General features: G+C 65.6%; 20 protein-coding genes. 7 read left to right on the forward strand and 13 right to left on the reverse strand.

Annotated elements, in window-relative coordinates:
• Positions 1–114: 114 nt before the first annotated feature.
• On the forward strand, positions 115–876 hold the full coding sequence (locus KSS90_RS03150; protein ID WP_217868156.1) for a YdcF family protein: 762 nt from the start codon (positions 115–117) through the stop codon (positions 874–876).
• Between the two features lie 132 nt (positions 877–1008).
• Here KSS90_RS03150 and lnt read toward each other — a convergent pair whose 3' ends face one another.
• The 8 genes from lnt to KSS90_RS03190 all read right to left on the reverse strand — a co-directional run bounded on the left by lnt (position 1009) and on the right by KSS90_RS03190 (position 8524).
• On the reverse strand, positions 1009–2526 hold the full coding sequence (lnt, locus tag KSS90_RS03155; protein ID WP_217868157.1) for an apolipoprotein N-acyltransferase: 1518 nt from the start codon (positions 2524–2526) through the stop codon (positions 1009–1011).
• 8 nt (positions 2527–2534) lie between these two features.
• Positions 2535–3374, reverse strand: coding sequence for a CorC family transporter (locus KSS90_RS03160; protein ID WP_023630352.1), 840 nt, complete (start codon positions 3372–3374; stop codon positions 2535–2537).
• 26 nt (positions 3375–3400) lie between these two features.
• Complete coding sequence (gene ybeY, locus KSS90_RS03165; RefSeq protein ID WP_217868158.1) at positions 3401–3874, reverse strand: rRNA maturation RNase YbeY; 474 nt, start codon at positions 3872–3874, stop codon at positions 3401–3403.
• On the reverse strand, positions 3867–4865 hold the full coding sequence (locus KSS90_RS03170) for a PhoH family protein (protein WP_217868159.1): 999 nt from the start codon (positions 4863–4865) through the stop codon (positions 3867–3869). Before KSS90_RS03170 ends, ybeY begins: the two co-directional genes overlap by 8 nt.
• 179 nt (positions 4866–5044) lie before the next feature.
• A complete protein-coding gene (locus KSS90_RS03175; protein WP_139668306.1) occupies positions 5045–5590 on the reverse strand; it encodes a tetratricopeptide repeat protein in 546 nt (181 codons plus the stop codon).
• A gap of 197 nt (positions 5591–5787) precedes the next feature.
• Positions 5788–7071 carry a glutamate-1-semialdehyde 2,1-aminomutase gene (hemL, locus tag KSS90_RS03180; protein WP_217868160.1) on the reverse strand — a complete coding sequence of 428 codons (1284 nt, stop codon included), beginning with the start codon at positions 7069–7071 and terminating at the stop codon, positions 5788–5790.
• A gap of 17 nt (positions 7072–7088) precedes the next feature.
• Positions 7089–7712, reverse strand: coding sequence for a thiamine phosphate synthase (thiE, locus tag KSS90_RS03185; RefSeq protein ID WP_217868161.1), 624 nt, complete (start codon positions 7710–7712; stop codon positions 7089–7091).
• A 14-nt stretch (positions 7713–7726) separates the two neighbouring features.
• A complete protein-coding gene (locus tag KSS90_RS03190) occupies positions 7727–8524 on the reverse strand; it encodes a hydroxymethylpyrimidine/phosphomethylpyrimidine kinase (RefSeq protein ID WP_038707286.1) in 798 nt (265 codons plus the stop codon).
• Between the two features lie 265 nt (positions 8525–8789).
• Between KSS90_RS03190 and KSS90_RS03195 the strand changes: the two genes are divergently transcribed.
• From KSS90_RS03195 to KSS90_RS03210, 4 genes are all read left to right on the forward strand, one after another.
• The gene (locus KSS90_RS03195) at positions 8790–10781 is read left to right on the forward strand and encodes a sensor histidine kinase (protein WP_217868162.1); all 1992 of its coding nucleotides are present in this window, start codon (positions 8790–8792) and stop codon (positions 10779–10781) included.
• Between the two features lie 100 nt (positions 10782–10881).
• Complete coding sequence (locus KSS90_RS03200; RefSeq protein ID WP_217868163.1) at positions 10882–12534, forward strand: acyl-CoA dehydrogenase family protein; 1653 nt, start codon at positions 10882–10884, stop codon at positions 12532–12534.
• 77 nt (positions 12535–12611) lie between these two features.
• On the forward strand, positions 12612–14075 hold the full coding sequence (gene amn, locus KSS90_RS03205; protein ID WP_217868164.1) for an AMP nucleosidase: 1464 nt from the start codon (positions 12612–12614) through the stop codon (positions 14073–14075).
• Positions 14076–14081: 6 nt separating this feature from the next.
• A complete protein-coding gene (locus KSS90_RS03210) occupies positions 14082–14711 on the forward strand; it encodes a pseudouridine synthase (protein ID WP_225933126.1) in 630 nt (209 codons plus the stop codon).
• Between the two features lie 21 nt (positions 14712–14732).
• On the opposite strand, the gene KSS90_RS03215 is transcribed toward KSS90_RS03210, so the two are convergent.
• From KSS90_RS03215 to KSS90_RS03225, 3 genes are all read right to left on the reverse strand, one after another.
• Positions 14733–14936, reverse strand: coding sequence for a DUF2788 domain-containing protein (locus tag KSS90_RS03215; RefSeq protein WP_011535816.1), 204 nt, complete (start codon positions 14934–14936; stop codon positions 14733–14735).
• 53 nt (positions 14937–14989) lie between these two features.
• Positions 14990–15466 (reverse strand): Lrp/AsnC family transcriptional regulator, encoded by a 477-nt coding sequence (locus tag KSS90_RS03220; protein ID WP_011535815.1) that lies wholly within the window; start codon positions 15464–15466, stop codon positions 14990–14992.
• A gap of 312 nt (positions 15467–15778) precedes the next feature.
• Positions 15779–16978 (reverse strand): MFS transporter, encoded by a 1200-nt coding sequence (locus KSS90_RS03225; RefSeq protein WP_217868165.1) that lies wholly within the window; start codon positions 16976–16978, stop codon positions 15779–15781.
• A 133-nt stretch (positions 16979–17111) separates the two neighbouring features.
• On the opposite strand from KSS90_RS03225, the gene KSS90_RS03230 reads away from it, so the two are divergent.
• Both KSS90_RS03230 and KSS90_RS03235 read left to right on the forward strand, forming a co-directional pair.
• Positions 17112–17696 (forward strand): TetR/AcrR family transcriptional regulator, encoded by a 585-nt coding sequence (locus KSS90_RS03230; RefSeq protein ID WP_217868166.1) that lies wholly within the window; start codon positions 17112–17114, stop codon positions 17694–17696.
• An 84-nt stretch (positions 17697–17780) separates the two neighbouring features.
• Positions 17781–18614: a DUF6515 family protein gene (locus KSS90_RS03235; RefSeq protein ID WP_217868167.1), complete on the forward strand. Its 834-nt coding sequence runs from the start codon at positions 17781–17783 to the stop codon at positions 18612–18614.
• A 21-nt stretch (positions 18615–18635) separates the two neighbouring features.
• On the opposite strand, the gene KSS90_RS03240 is transcribed toward KSS90_RS03235, so the two are convergent.
• Both KSS90_RS03240 and pmcY read right to left on the reverse strand, forming a co-directional pair.
• Entirely contained in the window at positions 18636–19505 is an 870-nt protein-coding gene (locus KSS90_RS03240; protein WP_217868168.1) for a cation diffusion facilitator family transporter, read from the reverse strand.
• Between the two features lie 25 nt (positions 19506–19530).
• Positions 19531–19950, reverse strand: a complete 420-nt coding sequence (gene pmcY, locus KSS90_RS03245) for a periplasmic Zn2+ metallochaperone PmcY (RefSeq protein ID WP_217868169.1) — start codon at positions 19948–19950, stop codon at positions 19531–19533.
• Between the last annotated feature and the right edge of the window lie 65 nt (positions 19951–20015).

Here is a 20015-nt window from a genome sequence, read left to right on the forward strand (position 1 = left end):
TGCAGGCGCGGGCCGACGCGCCGGTTTTCGCAATGCGCGCATCGATCGGCGCCGGTTGCCCTTGAGGCCCGGTGCCGATCCTCTTAGGCTGCACGCCTTCCATGGAGGTGTGTGATGCCGATCCGCTTTTTCATCAAACAATGGTTGATGCCGCCCGGCATCCTGTTCCTGCTGCTGCTGGCCGCCTGGTGGTGGCGCCGTCGTCGTCCGCGCCTGGCCGCGGCCTGTTTCACCCTGGGGCTGGGCGGCTTGTGGCTGATGAGCTTGCCACTGACGGTCGAGCAACTTGCCCGAACCCTTGAAACAGAACCTGCGTTGGCGCTCGAGGGGTGGGCAGGCCTGGCGTCCAGGGCCGACGCCATCGTGGTCCTCGGCGCCGGACGGGAGCGCGGCGATCCGGCCTGGGGTGGACTTGATCAGCCAACCTACGTCGCCCTCGAGCGCATGCGCTACGCCGCGCAACTGGCCAAGGCCTCAGGCCTGCCGGTGCTGACCAGCGGTGGCTTGCACTATGGCACGCCGCCCAGTGAGGCCCAACTGATGGCTGACCGCCTTGAGACGGATTTTGACGTAAAGGTTTCCTGGAAGGAGGAAGCCAGCCGCACCACCTGGGAAAACGCCGAGTTCAGCGCCAAGGTGTTGCAGCCGCTCGGTATCAAGCGGGTGGTGGTGGTGACGCAGGCCTGGCACATGCAGCGCTCGCGCTGGAGTTTCGAGCGGGCCGGGTTCGAAGTAGTGCCGGCGCCGGTGGGGTTCCTGGGGCGCGATCATGCGCGGCCGTTCGCGGGGTTGCTGCCGGAAAACCGGGCAATGTGGCAGAGCGGGCAGTTGCTGAACGAGGCGGCGGGGTTGGTAGGTTATCGCCTGTTCTACTAAGGACTGGGGCCGCTAAGCGGCCCATCGCCGGCAAGCCGGCTCCCACAGGTACTGTACAAGTCCTCAGATCGGCGCGATCGGGGTGGGAGCTGGCTTGCCGGCGATGGGCTGCGTAGCAGCCCCAGGGGTACCTCAGACGGTTCGCGCGATGCGCCCGGCCAGCAAGGCCCAGCCCAGCAGCAGCATGCAGACGATCGCCAGCGGCCAAGAACGCCATTGCAGGTAGGGCGTCAGTTGCTGCATTGGTACCACTTCGCCATACAGCACCGCACGTTGGAACTGCGGAATCTGCGCGGTGATCCTGCCGAACGGGTCGATCAGCGCGGTCACACCGTTGTTGGTGGCGCGGATCATCCAGCGGCCGGCCTCCAGCGCGCGCATCTGGGCCATCTGCAGGTGCTGCAGCGGGCCGATCGAGGTGCCGAACCAAGTGTCGTTGCTGATGGTCAGCAGCAGGTCGCTACGTGCGGCCAGGCTCGCGGCGAACTCGGGGTAGACCACTTCGTAGCAGATGTACGGGGCCACCTGGTACCCCTTGGCCTGCAGCAGCGGCTGGTCCGCGGGGCCACGGGCGAAGTCCGACATCGGTAGGTTGAAGAACTCGATCAGGCCGCGCAGCATGTCCTGCAAGGGCACGTACTCACCGAAGGGCACCAGCTTCTGCTTGAGGTAGGTGCCGTCGCCTTCGCCGGCCACGGTGATGCCGTTGAAGTAGCGGCGTTGGTGGTGAACCATCTGCCGCACCGGCACCCCGGTGATCAGCGCCGAATGGCGTTCGGCGGCGAAGGTGCCCATCATGTCGATGTAGCCCTGGGCCTGGTCCTTGAGCACCGGCACGGCGGTTTCCGGCCAGATCAGCAGGTCGACGGGTTTCGAGCTGAAGCTCATGTCGCGGTACAGCGCCAGTTGCGCATTGACGTGCGCCGGGTCCCACTTCAGGTCCTGCTCGACGTTGCCTTGCAGGGCAGCGACCTTCAGCGGATCGCCCGCCGGTTGCGTCCAGGCATGATCCTTCAGGGCCAGGCCGATGATCCACGGCGCCACCAGCAGTACTACACCAACGGCCAGGAACGAACGGCGCTCGCGCAGGCGATGGAGGTTGCACAGCAGGGCGGCGGTAAGCGCCAGGGCGAACGAGATCAGCCACACGCCGCCCAGTGGCGCGAGGCCTGCGAGGGGGCCATCGAGCTGGCTGTAACCTGCGTAGAGCCAAGGGAAACCGGTGAGGAACCAACCCCGGAAGGCCTCTTGCAGCAACCACAGGGCGGCAAAGCACAAGGCGTCGGCCAGCGGCGCCTCGTCGCGGCGCAGCCAGCGTGCCCAAAGCCAGGCGGGCAGGGCGAAGAAGAAGGCCAGGCAGGCGAAGAATGCCAAAAGCAGCAGGATCGCCAGCAGCGGCGAGGCGCCGCCGTAGGTGTTCATGCTGACGTAGATCCACCAGGTGCCGGCACCGTAGAGGCCGAAGCCGAAGCACCAGCCCCGGCCCAGGGCCTGGCGCGGGCTCAGTTCGCGCAGCCCTGCATAGAACAGCGCGAGGGACAGCAGGGCCAGCGGCCAGATGTCGAAGGGGGCCAGGGCCAGCAGGGTGGAGGCGCCGGCCGCCATGGCCAGCAGGTTACCGGGCCAGCCGGGGCGGGTGATCCAGCGCATGTTCGTCCTTAACGGTTGATCGGTGTCAGGCGCAGCAAGTGTATCCGGCGGCTGTCGGCATTGAGAATGCGGAAGCGGTAGCCGCCGATCTCGGTGGTTTCGTTACGTTTGGGCAAATGGCCGAACGCACTCATCACCAGGCCGCCGACGGTATCGAACTCGTCATCGGAGAACTCGCTGTCGAAGAACTCGTTGAAGTTCTCGATCGGGGTCAGTGCCTTGACCAGGAAGTCGCCGCTGGGCAGCGGCTTGATGTAGCTGTCTTCCTCGACGTCATGCTCGTCCTCGATGTCGCCGACGATCTGCTCGAGCACGTCCTCGATGGTCACCAGCCCCGCCACGCCGCCGTATTCGTCGATGACGATGGCCATGTGGTTGTGGTTGGCGCGGAACTCGCGCAGCAGCACGTTCAGGCGCTTGGACTCGGGCACGAAGGTGGCCGGGCGCAGCAGGTCCTTGATGTTGAAGCTGTCGCCATTCTCCTTGAGGATCAGCGGCAGCAGGTCCTTGGCGAGCAGGATGCCGAGCACATCGTCGTGGCTCTCGCCAATCACCGGGTAGCGCGAGTGCGCGGCATCGATCACTGCCGGCAGGAACTCGCGGGGCGACTGGTTGGCCTTGATGCTGATCATCTGCGAACGCGGCACCATGATGTCGCGCACCTGCAGGTCGGCGACCTGGATGGCGCCTTCGACGATGGTCAGCGCTTCGCTGTCGAGCAGCTTGTTCTGATGGGCTTCGCGCAGCAGCTCGAGGAGCTCCTGGCGGTTTTTCGGCTCATGGGCAAAAGCCTGGGTCAGCTTACCCAGCCAGGACTTTTGCCCGTTGCTCGATCGGTCTTCGCTCATGGCGGTTACTCGTGATCCTTGCAGTGTCAGTGTGTGATTGATTCGGTTTCGTCGTCGGCGTAAGGGTCCGGATGACCCAGTTCCGCCAGCAATTGCCGTTCCAGCGCTTCCATTTCCTCGGCCTCATCGTCTTCGATGTGGTCGTAGCCGAGCAGGTGCAGGCAGCCGTGGATGACCAGGTGCGCCCAGTGCGCCTCCAGGGACTTGCCCTGTTCGGCGGCCTCGCGCTCGACCACCGGTACGCAGATCACCAGGTCGCCCAGCAGCGGGATGTCGAGCAGCTCGTCGGGCACGTCGGCCGGGAAGGACAGCACGTTGGTGGCGTAATCCTTGTGCCGGTAGGTGTGGTTCAGCTCGCGGCCTTCGGCGGTGTCGACCAGGCGGATGGTCATTTCCGAGTCGGCGCTGCGCTGGCGCAGGGCGAGCTCGCACCAACGGCGGAAGGCGGCGTCATCGGGGGCAGCGGCGTCCGTGGCCCGTTGCAGGTCGAGTTCAAGCATCTTTGCCGGGTGCCTCGGGCTTGGACTGACGGGCTTCGAAGCGGTCGTAGGCTTCGACGATACGCTGCACCAATGGGTGGCGTACCACGTCCTTGGGCTGGAAATGGGTGAAGCTGATGCCTGGCACGTCCTTGAGCACCTCGATCACATGGGCCAGGCCCGACTTGGTGCCGCGGGGCAGGTCGACCTGGGTGATGTCACCGGTGATCACCGCGGTCGAGCCAAAGCCGATGCGGGTGAGGAACATCTTCATCTGTTCGAGCGTGGTGTTCTGGCTCTCGTCGAGGATGATGAAGCTGTTGTTCAGGGTGCGGCCGCGCATGTAGGCCAGCGGCGCGATCTCGATCACCTGGCGCTCGATCAGCTTGGCCACGTGCTCGAAGCCAAGCATCTCGTAGAGCGCGTCGTAGAGCGGGCGCAGGTACGGGTCGATCTTCTGGGCCAGGTCGCCGGGCAGGAAGCCGAGCTTTTCGCCGGCCTCGACCGCCGGGCGTACCAGCAGGATGCGGCGCACCTGTTCGCGCTCCAGCGCATCGACCGCGCAGGCCACGGCCAGGTACGTCTTGCCGGTACCGGCCGGGCCGATGCCGAAGTTGATGTCGTTGGCCAGGATCTCCTTGACGTAGCGCTGCTGGTTGACACCGCGCGGGCGGATGTTGCCCTTGCGTGTGCGCAACGAGACGCTGACTTCATTGACGGCCGGATTCTCGAGGTTCTCGACTGTCGACTCCTGGAGATAGAGGTGTACCGTTTCCGGCGACAGGTCGCTGGCCTTGGTCTCGCGATAAAGGCGGCGCAGCAGCTGTTCGGCAGCGGAGGTGGTCTTGGGTTCGCCGATCAGTTCGAACTGATTGCCGCGGTTGCGGATCTCGATGGCCAGGCGTTGTTCGATCAGGCGCAGGTGCTCGTCGAACTGGCCGCAAAGGTTGGCGAAACGATGGGCCTCGAAGGGCTCGAGGATGAAACGATGGGGTTGTATGGGTGCGTTCAAGGTCGTTTTTAGCCGCTCGACGGCAATGAATGTGAGCTCAAGAATAACCCTTGAGTGGCAGTGGCGAAAGCACTGAAACGATCAAGGGTCGCTGCGAGGCGTCCGGTCCGCGCGTCGAGCATGGCAGGGCAAGTTGACGAATCGATGATGCCAGGGCCAGCGTCGGTCCGGGCAACGGTTCAGGGAAGGGGCGAGAAGGGCGTGCGTCCTTCGGCGTTCTGCAGTTCCAGCAGGTATTTGCGGAAGATCTGGCCGAGTACCTGGGTGGCGTGCTCGAGCTCGTCGCGGGGCATTTGCTCGGTGACTTCGTCGGCCATGTCCAGGGCGTCTTCGGCACCGTTGACCGCGGCAATCTTCAGCAGGATGTAGGCCTGCACGTTGTTGGCCTTGACCCCTTCGCCGTGGAAGAACATCGAACCGAGGCGGTACTGGGCCTGGGCCTGGCCTTGCAGCGAGGCTTTCTCGAACCACTTGAGCGCGTTGTCGAGTTGGCGCGGTGTGCCGCTGTAGTAGAACTCGCCCAGCTCGTACTGCGCTTCGGCATCCCCTGATTGCGCGGTCTGCTCGCAGGCCTTCAGGGCATTCTGCAGGTCCTCGGGTGCGGTATCGAGGGCACAGCGGCCCGTCGCTGGAATCAGCAACGAATTACCGCCCTCCGCCAGGGCCAGCAGGGGCTGAAGAAGCAACAGGCAGCCCAGGGTAAGGGCGCGGCCGGTGCGGTTCATGGGGATCGACTTACCTCTGCAAAGCTACGGCCAATGTCTCTGGTGGCACATTATGGGATAAGCAGCGCCTACCTTACAAAGTTTTACTCGAATTTCTACAGCAGGATGGGACGTGGCGGGTTGTGATGGGGTTCACAGGGTTGCTCGCTCCGGCCTATCGCGGTGTACGCTCGCGACAGGCCGGAACAGGAAAACCCTTACTTCAGCTTGGCAAACGCCCGTTCGGCCGCATCCAGGGTGATCTGCAGTTCCTTGTCACCATGGGCGATGGAGGTGAAGCCCGCTTCGAAGGCGCTTGGCGCAAGGTACACACCGCCTTCGAGCATCAGGTGGAAGAAGCGCTTGAAGCGTTCGGCGTCGCTGGCCATCACGTCGTCGAAGGTGACGATATCGTCGGCGCCACTGAAGTACAGGCCGAACATGGCCCCTGCCTGGGTGGTGACGAACGGGATGCCGGCGGCATCGGCACGCTGTTGCAGGCCATCGAGCATACGGCTGGTGAATGCGCTCAGTTCGTCGTGGAAGCCCGGGCGGCTGATGAGCTTGAGGGTCGTGAGGCCCGCAGCCATGGCCAGCGGATTGCCCGACAGGGTGCCGGCCTGATAGACCGGGCCCAGCGGGGCGATGCAGCCCATGATCTCGCGCTTGCCGCCGAAGCAGCCGACCGGCATCCCGCCGCCGACGATCTTGCCGAAGGTCGACAGGTCGGGGGTGATGCCGTAGTGGCCCTGGGCACCGCCGAGGGAAACGCGGAAGCCAGTCATCACCTCGTCGAAGATCAGCACCACGCCATGTTTGTCGCACAGTGTGCGCAGGCCTTCGAGGAAGCCCGGCGCCGGCGGCACGCAGTTCATGTTGCCGGCCACCGGCTCGACGATGATGCAGGCCACGGTCTGGCCGACGTCGGCCAGGGTCTTCTCGACGGCGGCGATGTCGTTGAACGGCAGGGTCAGGGTATGCTTGGCGAAGTCCGCCGGCACCCCGGCCGAGCTTGGCACGCCCTGGGTCAGCAGGCCGGAGCCGGCCTTGACCAGCAGGCTGTCGGAGTGACCGTGGTAGCAACCTTCGAACTTGATGATGGCGTCACGGCCGGTGTAGCCACGGGCCAGGCGGATGGCGCTCATGGTGGCTTCGGTGCCGGAGCTGACCATGCGCACCATCTCCATCGACGGCACGATCGAGCAGACCAGGTCGGCCATCTCGGTTTCCATGGCGGTCGGCGCGCCGTAAGACAAGCCGTGCTCCAGCTGCTTACGCACCGAGTCCAGTACCTCTGGATGGGCATGACCGAGGATCATCGGCCCCCAGGAGCCAACGTAGTCGACGTAGCGCTTGTCGTCTTCATCGATGACGTAGGCGCCTTCGGCGTGCTTGAAGAACAGCGGGGTGCCGCCGACGCTCTTGAAGGCGCGCACCGGCGAGTTGACGCCACCGGGGATGTGCTTCTGGGCTTGGGCGAACAGGGCTTCGGAACGGGACATGGGATCTTCTCTCGAAATCAGCAAGCGAACAGGGCATTGAAGGCGCGGGCGCGGCGGGTGACTTCCTGCGCGCTGTCGGCACCGAACAGGCCGTGGATCACCGCCAGCAGGTCGGCGCCATGGGCGACCAGCGGGGCGGCGTTGTCGAGGGTGATGCCGCCGATCACCGCGATCGGCAGCTTGACCTGGGCGCGGGCCTGCTCAAGCAGCTCGACGCTGGCGGCGGGCGCGCCCGGTTTGGTGACGGAATTGAAGAAGCGACCGAAGGCGACATAGCTGGCGCCCTCGTCGGCGGCCTGCTGCGCGAGGTCGAGGCTGGCGTGGCAGGTCGAGCCGATGATCGCCTGGCGGCCGAGCAGGGCGCGGGCCGGCGTGAGCGGACCGTCGGTCTGGCCCAGATGCACGCCGACGCCCAGGCGGGCAGCCAGTTCAGCGTCGTCGTTGATGATCAGCTCGGTGCCGTAACGCTCACAGAGCGTCTTCAGCGCTTCGGCCTCGCGCAGCCTGTGGGCGGCATCGTCGCTCTTGTCGCGGTATTGCAGCAGACGAACGCCACCTTCCAGTGCCGCTTCAACGTGGGAGAAAAAACGGCCGGCCAGCAGTTGGCTGTCGGTGATCGCGTACAGACCGCGGAGCTTCATCGGGTGGCCTCGAGTCAGGAACAGAAATCCAGGGGCAGGCGGCGCGGTACGTACTGGCCCTTGCCCAGTTGCTCGGCGTCGCGCAGGGTCCGCCAGGTGTAGTCCAGGGCGCTGCGCACGGCGCTGGTCAATGCTTCGCCCAGAGCCAGGCGGCCGGCCAGAGCGCTGGCCAGGGTGCAGCCCGAGCCGTGGTAGCTGCCCGGCAGGCGCTGGCAGGTCCAGGTGTGCTGCTGACCGTCGCGGCTGTACAGGCGGTTGTGGATTTCCACCTCGTCGCCGTGACCGCCGGTAATCAACAGGTGTCTACAGAACGGCAGCAGTTTCTCGGCGCACTCGTCCGCGGTGCCTTCGGGCAGTTCCGCCAGAATGCGTGCTTCCGGCAGGTTCGGCGTGGCGATGGTGGCCAGCGGCAGCAGGCGTTCGCGCAGCGCGTAGCCGACCTCGTCCTTGCCCAGGCGGCCACCGCCACCGGCGCGCAGCACCGGGTCGCAGACCAGTGGCAGGTGCGGGTGGGCGGCCAGCAGTTCGGCGACGGTGTCGACCATCTCGATCGAGCCGAGCATGCCCAGCTTCACCGCGGCCACCGTGGAGTCGGCCAGCACGGCGTTGGCCTGGGCCAGCACCCACTCGCGGTCGAGCACGCGGAAGTCGGAAACGTTGACGGTATCCTGCACGGTCAGGGCGGTCACGGCGGGTGCGGCGTGACAACCCTGGGCGATCAGGGCTTCGATATCTGCCTGCAGCCCGGCGCCACCACTGGGGTCGTGGCCGGAGAGACAGAGGACAACGGGGCGGGAGCTGTAGGTATTCATGGTCGGCGAGCTTATCACCAAACCTTTTTGTGCGGTTCGGTCGCGGCGAGAGAATTGCTGATCAAGTGGTCAGGTTGGTTCTGCTTGGTATTCTGAAACATGCGTTCTAGAGCCTCTGCATGCAATTTCTAGGTGGCTGATGGCCAGTGCTAGAGGCTATGCTAGAGTGCTCGGATAACTCGATAAACGGGTTCTGCCGGATCATGTCGTCTCAAAGGGAAGGGAGGCAATCGCGACGCGACCGGACAGGCCATGCTGGGGCTGTATGCGCTATTTGCTGATTGTGCTTCTGGGCTGCTTGCCCCTGCTCGCCGGAGCGGTCGAATTCGACGACGCCACCGGGCGCTTGCCGCTGGGCCGCTACATGCAGGTCTATGAAGACCACGATGGCAATGCCAGCATCGCCCAGGTCAGTGCCGCCGCATTCGCCGGACGCTTCCATACCCATCACGATGACGTGCTCAACGCCGGTTATTCGACTTCGGTGTTCTGGCTGCGGGTCGATCTCGCCTATGCCGCCACCCCTTCGGCAGCGCCGCGTCAATGGCTGCTGGAGCTTGCCTACCCGCCGCTGGATCATCTGGAGCTCTATCTGCCGGACGCCCAGGGCACTTATCGGCTGGCCCAGCGCACGGGTGATGCCCTGCCCTATGCCAGCCGGCAGATCCGCCAGAACAACTACCTGTTCGAACTGCCACTGCGCCCCGGCCAGGCGACGACCGCCTACCTGCGCCTGCACAGCCAGGGTTCGATCCAGGCGCCGCTGACATTGTGGTCGGCCCAGGCCTATCTGGAAGACCAGCCCACGCGCCTTTATGTGCTGGGCATGATCTACGGCGTGCTGCTGGTAATGCTGGTGTACAACCTGTTCCTCTACCTCAGCGTGCGTGATGTCAGCTATCTGTACTACATCCTCTACATCGCTTCGTTCGGCCTTTATCAGGTCTCGGTCAATGGTGCCGGCATCGCCTACTTCTGGCCGGACAACCCCTGGTGGGCCAACGCCGCCACGCCATTTTTCATCGGCGCCGCCGGGTTGTTCGGCTGCCAGTTCGCCCGTCACTTCCTGCAACTGGGCAACCTCAGCCGTGGGCTTGACCGCCTGCTGAAGGGGTTGATGGCTGGCGGCGCGCTGGTGATGGTGCTGGCGGTGACCCTGCGTTACGGCGTGGCGCTGCGCATGGCCACGCTGCTGGCGCTGTTGTTCACCGTGAGCATCTTCAGTGCCGGGTTGTATGCCTGGTGGCGCGGCTTGCGCGTGGCGCGCTGGTTCATCATCGCCTGGACGGCCTTCCTCGTCGGCGGGCTGGTCAACACCTTGATGGTGCTGGGGTATCTGCCCAACCTGTTCATCACTATGTACGCCAGTCAGTTGGGCGCTGCGCTGGAGGTGGCGCTGTTGTCGCTGGCCCTGGCCGACCGCATCAACAGTTTGCGTGAGCAGCAGGCCCAGGCCCTGCGCGACACTGGGCGCACCCTTGAGCAGTTGAACCTGCAACTGGCCCGCAGCAACCGGCTCAAGGACGAGTTCCTCGCCACCGTGACCCACGAACTGCGCACGCCGATGAACGGCGTGATCGGTTCGCTGGAGCTGCTGCACACCCTGCCCATGAGCGCCGAGCAGGCTCAGTACCATCGCACCGCCAGCGGCTCGGCCCAGGACATGATGGCGATGGTCGACGATATCCTCATTCTCACCGAACTACAGGCCGGGCGCCTGCGCAACCATGGCACGGCGTTCAGCCTACGGCGGCTGCTCCAGGAACTGCGGGCCGGTTATGCCAGCCAGGCGCTGGCCAAGGGCCTGTACCTGAGCCTGGACATCCCCGCCGACCTGCCCGACAGCCTGGTCGGCGATGCGCAGAAGCTCGCCCGCTGCCTGGCGTGCCTGGTGGACAACGGGCTGAAGTTCACCCACCAGGGCGGCGTTACCGTGCAGGCCCGTGGCCGGCGTACCGGACCTGACAGCCTGGCCCTGAGCCTCACGGTCAGCGACAGTGGCATCGGTTTCGACGACCTGGACCAGGCGGTGCTTTACCAGCGCTTCTTCCAGGTGGACGGTTCGATGACCCGGCGCTATGGCGGATTGGGGATCGGCCTGTCCATCTGCCGCCAGTTGAGCGAGTTGATCGGCGCCACGTTGTCCCATGAGTCCACCCAGGGGCTGGGCAGTCGCTTCGAGCTGACGCTGCCCCTGAAGGTGGCACAGGTGCAGGCTCCACCGGCGCGTGCCGCCTCGAGCCTGGAGCGCTTCTGAACAGAGGTGCCTCCGATGTAGTCCGTTTTGTCACTTTGACTGACCGGCCCGCGGTGCTTCACTGGGTTATCCAGGCATGACCGGATCCAGGAGGCCCACGATGAACCTGCACCAGTTCGCTGAAACCCACGAAGTCACCAACCAGCCGCCGTCCCTCGACGGTGCCAACCTCTACCGCCTCGACCAGCCCTTGCAGGAGTGGTCGCGGCGCTTCGGTGCCGGCTGGGCCGAGTCGCGGATCGACGCCTACGGCGCCCTGGCCGGTGGCCCGCTGATGGCGGCGGGTTTCCTGGCCAATGCCCACAAGCCCGAGTTCAGCAGCCATGACCGCTATGGCCACCGCATCGACCTGGTGGAGTTTCACCCCGCGTATCACCAGTTGATGCGTACCGCGGTCGAGCACGGCCTGCCCTCGTTGCCATGGGCTGAGCCACGGGACGGTGCCCACGTGGCCCGGGCCTCGATGACCTACCTGCACAGCCAGGCCGAAGCCGGTACCGGCTGCCCGCTGACCATGACCTTCGCCGCCGTGCCGGCCCTGCGCCTGCAGCCCGAGCTGGCCGGCTACTGGCTGCCCAAGGTCCTCGCCCGCGAATACGACCCGCGCAATGTCGGCGACCGGCACAAGGCCGGCGTCACGATCGGCATGGCCATGACCGAGAAACAGGGTGGTACCGATGTGCGAGCCAACACCACCCGCGCTTACCCGGTCGGCGCGCCCGGGCCGGGCCAGCCCTATGAACTGGTGGGGCATAAATGGTTCTGCTCGGCACCGATGTGCGATGCCTTCCTTACCCTGGCGCAGACCGACAAGGGCCTAAGCTGCTTCCTGTTGCCGCGCCACCGCCCTGACGACAACCGCAACCAGTTCTACATCCAGCGCCTGAAGAACAAGCTCGGCAACTGTTCCAACGCCTCCAGCGAAGTGGAGTTTCGTGGCGCCCTGGCCTGGATGGTGGGCGAGGAGGGGCGCGGCGTGCCGACCATCATCGAGATGGTGGCCATGACCCGCTTCGATTGCATGGTCGGCTCCAGCGCCTTGATGCGCCAGGCCCTGACCCAGGCCGCGCATCACTGCGCCCACCGCAAGGTCGGTGGGCGCGTGCTGGCCGAACAGCCCTTGATGCAGAACGTGCTCGCCGACCTTGCCCTGGAAAGCGAGGCCGCATTGGCCCTGAGCCTGCGCATGGGCCAGGCGCTTGATCGGCTCGACGACCCGCAGCAGGCACATTTCGCTCGCCTGGTGACGGCCGTGGGCAAGTACTGGATCTGCAAGCGCGCCCCCGGAATGATCAACGAGGCCGCCGAGTGCCTGGGCGGTGCTGGCTACGTCGAGGACAGCATCCTCCCGCGGCTGTACCGCGAGGCGCCGGTCAACTCGACCTGGGAGGGCTCGGGCAATGTGCAGTGTCTGGACGTGCTGCGCGCCTTGTCGAAGGAGCCGGGTGTGCTGGAGGCACTTTTCACTGAGCTCGGGGATGGTCATGGCGACCCACGCCTGGCTGCGTTCATCGGCAATCTCAAGGGCGCCTTTGCCGATACCGGCGATATCCAGTACCGCGCCCGGCAGCTGACCGAGGACATCGCCGTGGCGTTGCAGGCCAAGCTGTTGCTGGAGGCGGGCAACGCCACGGTAAGCGATGCTTTCATCGGCAGCCGGCTGAGCGCTGGCGGGCGGGTGTATGGTGCGTTGCCGCGCGGGGTGGATGCTGCGGCGTTGGTGGCCAGGGCCACGCCGGCGTGGGCTGGGTAACGCCATCGCGGGGGTGTTTTTACCCTGCAACGCAGGCAAGATGGTGGTCATGCATTCCATAAGACAGGAAGCCCAGCGTGAGCCAAGCGTTTGTAGTCGTTGATACCCCCGAACAGGCCGTCGACCGTCTGGCGGCCTTGCATGAACAGGCCACCGGGGCCCTGAGCCAGGCCCTCAAGCGCTACCTGAAAGACCGCACCGAGCCCGGTGACGAAGAACGCGCGCTGTTTCGCTACCCGGCCCTGCGCCTCATCTATTCCAGCCAGGGCGAAGTCGCCGCGACCACCCGCGCCTACGCCAAGGTCCAGGTGGATGGTACCTACAGCGTCACCGTCACCCAGCCCGCGGCGTTCCGTGGCTATCTGCTCGAACAGCTGCGCCCGTTGATGCACGACTACACCGTGATCGTGGAAGTCGGCGTCAGCGAGCAGAACATCCCGTACCCCTACGTGGTTGACCAGGGCGATGAGCTGGCGGGCAGCGGCATCACTGCGGCCCAGCTGGCACGCGTGTTCCCCAGCACCGACCTGTCGGCGGCCACCGACAACACCGCCGATGGCCTGTACGACTGGGAAAGCGCCGAGACCCTGCCGCTGGCGCTGTTCGACGCCGCCCGCGTGGACTTCTCCCTGCGGCGCCTGGTGCATTACACCGGCAGCGACTGGCGGCACATGCAGCCGTGGATCCTGCTCACCAACTACCACCGCTACGTCGACCAGTTCATCGCTCATGGCCTTGAGCAACTGCGCGAGGATCCGCGTTTCGTGCGCATGGTTCTGCCGGGCAACGTGGTCATCGAGAAGGGCATGGACAACGGCGAGGCCCAGGCCCTGGTTGCCAGCGTGGTCTGGCACCGCTACCAGATGCCGGCCTACCACCTGATCGCTGCCGACGGCGATGGCGTGACCCTGGTCAACATCGGCGTCGGCCCGTCCAACGCCAAGAACATCACCGACCACCTGGCGGTGCTGCGTCCGCACTGCTGGCTGATGATCGGTCACTGCGGCGGCCTGCGCCAGTCGCAGACCATCGGCGACTATGTGCTGGCCCACGCCTACATGCGCCGCGACGGCATCCTCGACCGGGTAGTGCCGCCGAACATCCCGATCCCGGCGCTGGCCGAGGTGCAACTGGCGTTGCAGGAAGCGGCCGCGCAAGTCACCGGGGAGCGTGGCGAGCAGCTCAAGAAGCGCCTGCGCACCGGCACTGTGCTCACCTACGACGACCGCAACTGGGAGCTGCGCTGGGCCCAGGAGCGCCCGCTGATCAACCTGTCCCGCGCCGTGGCGGTGGACATGGAGAGCGGTACCATCGCCGCCCAGGGCTATCGCCTGCGCGTCCCCTACGGCACCTTGCTGTGCGTCTCCGACAAGCCGCTGCACAGCGAGATCAAGCTGCCGGGCTCGGCCAACGCCTTCTACAACCGCGCGGTCAGCCAGCACTTGAAGATCGGCATCGCCGCCCTCGACCTGCTGCGCACCGAGCTCAACTCGCTGCACTCGCGTAAACTGCGTAGCTTCGATGAGCCGCCGTTCCGTTGAGGATCCATGCCCCTGCCACCCCGTAGCACCCCGCGTCGCCCTGCGGCGCGACCCACCGGCCCGCGTCGCCAGTCCAAGGCGCCGCCGGCCGAGCCGCGCCTGATCCTGTTCAACAAACCATTCGATGTGCTCACCCAGTTCAGCGACGGCGAGGGGCGCGCCACGCTCAAGGATTTCATCGACATCCCCGGCATCTACCCGGCCGGGCGCCTGGACCGCGACAGCGAAGGCCTGCTGCTGCTGACCAATGACGGGCGCCTGCAGGCGCGGATCGCCGACCCCAAGCACAAGCTGGCCAAGACCTACTGGGTGCAGGTGGAGGGCGAGCCGAGCGAGGAGCAGCTACAGCGCCTGCGCGAGGGCGTCGAACTCAACGACGGGCCCACGCTACCGGCGCAGGCACGCCTGCTCGAGGAGCCCGAGTTGTGGCCGCGCAATCCGCCGGTACGTTTTCGCAAGAGCGTGCCGACTGCCTGGCTGGAACTGGTGATCCGTGAAGGGCGCAACCGCCAGGTACGGCGGATGACGGCGGCGGTGGGGCTGCCGACCTTGCGTCTGGTGCGGGTGCGTATCGGTGACTGGACGATCGAAGGGTTGCAGCAGGGATGTTGGCGGGAGGTGGCGGCGAAGCTGTAGTCGCCGCCCCGGGTGGGGGGGTCAGACCCCTTCCAGGAACCCCACCACCACGCTCTTGATGATGAACGCCAGCACGCCGAGGCCCAGCACGAAGAACAGGATCAGCGTGCCGAAGCGGCCGGCCTTGGACTTCTTCGCCAGGTCCCAGACGATGAAGCCCATGAAGGCGATCAGCACGGTGACGAGGACGATCATCATCCATTCTTCGAATACGGCGGGATCCATCGGTTTACTCCAGGCAGGCGGAAAGCCCGATCATACGCCGGGCGCGCAGGGATTCAACGCAGGTGGGTCAATGGCAGCTCAGTGCTGGCCAGCACTTGGTTGAGCACGAAGCTGGAGCGCACACTGGTCACCCCTTCGATACGGGTCAGGCTGCCTAGTAGCAATTTTTGATAGTGGTCCATGTCCGGCACCACCACCTTCAGTTGATAGTCGGCATCCATCCCGGTGACCAGGCTGCACTCGAGCACCTGTGGCAGGCTGCGGATCGCCGCCTCGAAGGTTTCGAAACGTTCGGGGGTGTGCCGGTCCATGCCGATCAGCACGTAAGCGGTAAGGCTCAGGCCGAGCTTTTTGCGGTCCAGCAGGGCCACCTGGCGCGAGATATAGCCGTCGTCTTCAAGTTGCTTGACCCGACGTGAGCACGGGGAAGGCGACAAGCCGATGCGCTCGGCCAGTTCCTGGTTGGAGATGCGCGCATCGCGCTGCAATTCAGCGAGGATGCTCAGGTCGTAGCGGTCGAGCTTGCTCATGGAAAGGGCCTTTTCTGTTCGGATTGCGGCGAATTATCAATCCTGAGTGAAAAATTGCGCAAGCGCTATTTATCAGAGCAATCTTCGCAATCCTCTGCCCCAGCGTCTGCCCTATCTTTATCAACAGAATCACTGCCCGGACATCAGTCCACGGCGACGCGCCCTAGGCGGGCGATCGCGGCCAGCCATCCAACAGGATCCGCCAGGCCCCCGGGCTACGCACTGTCCAGAAGACGGCGCGAGGTGAGCCGGTGCCACAAGTGCCGAGCACGGACGACAATTCCCGAAGGGAGGCCGCGAGGCCTCCCTTTTTTATTGCGCCTGCGCTGGCGTCGCCTGGCGGCGACCGACCACGGCCAGCGCCGCCAACAACACCAGCAAGCCGCCGATCACGGCAATCACGAAGCCACTGCGCGCTGTCGTGGCGTCCACCCACTGGCCGGCGCTTGCCGCACCGACGGCCACGCCGACATTCAGCCCGGCGAGCAGCCAGGTCAGGCCCTCGGTCAGCTGACGCTCTGGCACGCTGCGCTCGACCAGGGCCATGGCCACGATCATGGTCGGGGCAAAAAACATCCCGGCCAGTAACACTGCCGCTGCGAGCAGGGCGATATTGCCGACCAGGAGCAGCGGCAGGGTGCTGAGGGTGGTGGCCAGTGCGCCGACCAGCAACTGACGAGGTAGCGACATCTGCCAGCGCAGGGTGCCGAACAGCAGCCCGGAAACGCAGGAGCCCACGGCATAGGCCCACAACACCAGGCTGGCGGCGGCCGGTTGCCCTTGTGCGCCGGCGAAGGCGACGCTGACGATGTCCACGGTGCCGACGATCATGCCCATTGCCACCATCAGCAGGATCAACTGAGGCATTCCTGCGCATCGCCAGGCCGGCAGGTCAGGTCTGGCCGAGGTTTCGGCAGGGGCCACCGGTGGTTCGCTGGCGGTCTGCAGGGCTAGCGCCAGGGTGCCCAGCAGCAGTAGTGAAGCGGCAGCCAGCAGCCCGGCCTGCGGCCACAGCGCCACGCTGAGCCCGACCGCCAGCGGTGGGCCGGCAATAAAGCTGACTTCATCGAGTACGGTTTCCAGCGAGTAGGCAGTCTGCAGTTGCGGCTGGCCGCGATACAGGTGGGTCCAGCGCGCCCGGACCATTGCCGACATGCTTGGCATGCAGCCGGCCAGCAGGGCGGCGACGAACAGCAGCCAGTCGGCGCTGCGCCACCAGGCGCAGGCGGCCATCAGCAGCAGCCCCAGCACGCTCAAGAGACCGGCCAGCGGCAGCACGCGGCGCTGGCCCAGGCGATCGACAAGGCGTGACACCTGCGGCGAGAGCACGGCATAGGTCAGCACGAAGCAGGCCGACACCGCGCCGGCCAGGGCATAACTGCCGCGCCATTGCGCCACCAGCGTGATGATGCCGATACCGGTCATGGGCAGCGGCAGGCGGGCCAGCAAGCCGGCCAAGGTGAACCCGATGGTTCCGGCCGGGACGAACAAGTGTGCATAAGGGTTGGGCATGTCGCTTCCTCCGTGAGACGGCCCGCTTGCCGACGACAAGGCGGGGCGTGAATAATACGTACAGTGCGTATGATTAAATATTCATACGGGCTGAATGTAAATATTCATACGAACTGTACGTAAAGGAGAGGCCATGGTTCGCCGCACCCGCGCCGAGATGGAAGAAACCCGCGCCGCCTTGCTGGCAATGGCCCGCCAGGTCTTCAGCGAACAAGGCTACGCACAGGCGTCCATGGATGACCTGACTGCTCGCGCCGGGCTTACCCGTGGCGCGCTCTATCACCATTTCGGCGACAAGCAGGGCCTGCTGGCGGCCGTGGTGGCACAGATCGATGGTGAAATGGATGCACGTCTGCTGGCTATCTCCGCATCCTGCGATGACCCCTGGCAAGGCTTCTGCCAGCGTTGCGAGGCCTACCTGCGCATGGCCCGCGAGCCGGAGATCCAGCGCATTGTCCTGCGTGACGCGCGCGCCGTGCTGGGGGCGGTGACCCCCGAGGCGCAGCAGCATTGCATTGCATCGCTACAGCGGATGTTGAGCGGGCTGGTCCAGCAGGGTGTGGTTGCCGAGGCCGATCCCTGGGCATTGGCGGCGCTGGTACATGGCAGCTTGTCGGAGGCGGCGTTCTGGATCGCCCAGGCAGAGGACGGCGATACCCGGCTCGGCCAGGCCCTGGTCGCCCTGGAGTTGACGCTGCGTGGCTTGCTGGCGCGCTAGGCTGTCGGCTATTTCATCTGCCGGTCGCGGTCTGCGCAGTAGACTGCGAACGGTAAAGCAGGCGTTTTCATCGAGAGGAACAACATGAGTTCGCGCATCTGGCGGTTGGCAGGTGTTGGTGTGCTGGGCCTGGGCATCAGCCTGGGGGCCCTGGCAGAAGGGCCCGGAGACGGGCATGACGGTCATGGCGGCCAGCAGGAGCAGGGCGGTGGTGAACGGCGCGGATCGCCGCTCAATTCACGTGACGAAGTGCGCCAGACGCAACCGCCGCGCCAGGGCTACTACCAGGACATTCCCCGGCGTTATGGCGACAACCGTCACTGGGAAGCGGGTGGTCCGGGTCAGCGCCCCGGCGGCGATTGGTCGGGACGGCCCGATGGTCATGGCAATGGCTGGGGGCCAGGGCCGCAGTATCACCCCGGGCACACCGTCGATCGCTTCCCGGACCGCTACTGGAAGGTGCCTTATCGTGGGCAGGACTACTTCTACTCCGGCGGTTACTGGTATCGGCCCCATAGCGGCGGCTACGTGGTGGTCACGCCGCCTTACGGTGTGCGGGTCGGCTATTTGCCGCCCTATGCCCGCGAGGTGTGGTTGAGTGGTGCGTTGTTCTTCCTGGTGGCCGACACCTACTACCAGTACCTCGCCGACAGCCGCGAGTACGTGGTGGTCAACCCACCCAGCGTCGCGCCTGCACCGCAGCAGCAGGGCAGTGGCTATGATGTGATCGCCTACCCGATGTACGGCCAGGGGCCGGAGCAGCAGGAGCAGGACCGCTACGAGTGCCACCGCTGGGCGGTGAGCCAGTCGGGGTTCGATCCGGCGACTGCGACCTATGCGCCGCCGGCCAATGTGGCGGACAATTACAGGCGGGCATTGGGCGCGTGCCTGAGCGGGCGCGGCTACAGCGTCAATTGATACGGCACTTGCGCTAGCGGGCTACACCGGGTCGGCGTGAACCATCACATCGGCCCGCGGATAGCGCTGGCGAATGACCTGCGAGGCCTGCACGCACAGTTCATGGGCGGCATGCAGCGGCATTTCACCGGGTAGTTCCAGATGCAGTTGCACGAACCACTGGCTGCCGGACACCCGCGTGCGCAGGTCATGCACGCCCTTTACCCCCGGGATCGCCAGCACCACGTCGAGCATGCGCTCGCCGACATCGGCCGGCAGCTCCTTGTCCATCAGGATCGCCGTACTCTCGCGGGCGATCTGCAGCGCGCTCCACAGGATGTACAGGGCGATCCCGAGGCCGAACAGGGCGTCGAGCTGAGGCCAGCCGAAGCGCGCCAGCAGCAGCGCCAGGAGGATGCTGGCGTTAAGCAGCAGGTCTGAGCGGTAGTGCAGCGAGTCGGCGCGCACGGCCGTGGAGCCGGTCGCGCGGATGACCTTGCGCTGGAATGCCAGCAATGCGAGGGTCAGCGCCAGCGACAGCAGCATCACCGCGATGCCGGCGGCGGTGTCGCCCAAAGGCTCCGGCGACTTCAGCCGATCAACCGCCTGGACCCCGATCAGCACCGCACTGACCCCGATGAACAGCGCCTGGGCCATGCCAGCGAGGGCTTCGGCCTTGCCGTGGCCGAAACGGTGGTCGTCGTCGGCGGGGCGCAGTGCGTAGTGAACAGCCAGCAGGTTGAGAAAGGAGGCGGCGGCATCCAGCGCCGAGTCGGTCAGCCCGGCCAGCAGGCTGACCGAGCCGCTCAGCCACCAGGCCACGGCCTTGCTCAGCACCAGGATGCAGGCGACGCTCAGCGAAGCACGGGTGGCCAGGCGCAGCAGGCGTTGGTGTTCGGCGGTGACGGTCATGCGCAGGGGATCGTCCGTGGTCAGGTCAAGCGGCGGGCACCAGGCCGTAGCTGGCCAGTTGTTCGAAACTGCCACGGTGCTGGATCAGCCGTGGGTCGTTCAATGGCAGGCGCTGGCCCAGCTCGCTTTCGAGGATAGCCTGCAGCTTGGTCCTGTCGACTTGGCCGTCGGCATTGATCGCCGGCTTGAGCTTGGCCGGGTCGATCTGCGCGCTCTTGCCGCCAGGGTAATAGATGGCGCCAGTGGCGAAGTCGATCCCGAAGGCGATCAGGCCAGGGAGCACGTAGAAAAGAATACCGATGGCATCCATGGCCGCGACCACAGGGTCGATCTTGCCTTCGATCTGGCCGCGACGGTCAGGGTAGAACAGGGTGCCGCAGGCCGTCAGCTGGGTCAGCAAGGTGGCGATGAGGGCGCCACCGATGACGCGGGAGGGGATGCGCATGTGAATCTCCGAAAGGTAACGACGATCAAGGGCGCGGCAATCGCCGGCGCCTGAGGTTAAGACCA

Origin of the sequence: Pseudomonas maumuensis, assembly GCF_019139675.1 — a bacterium.
GTDB lineage: Bacteria > Pseudomonadota > Gammaproteobacteria > Pseudomonadales > Pseudomonadaceae > Aquipseudomonas > Aquipseudomonas maumuensis.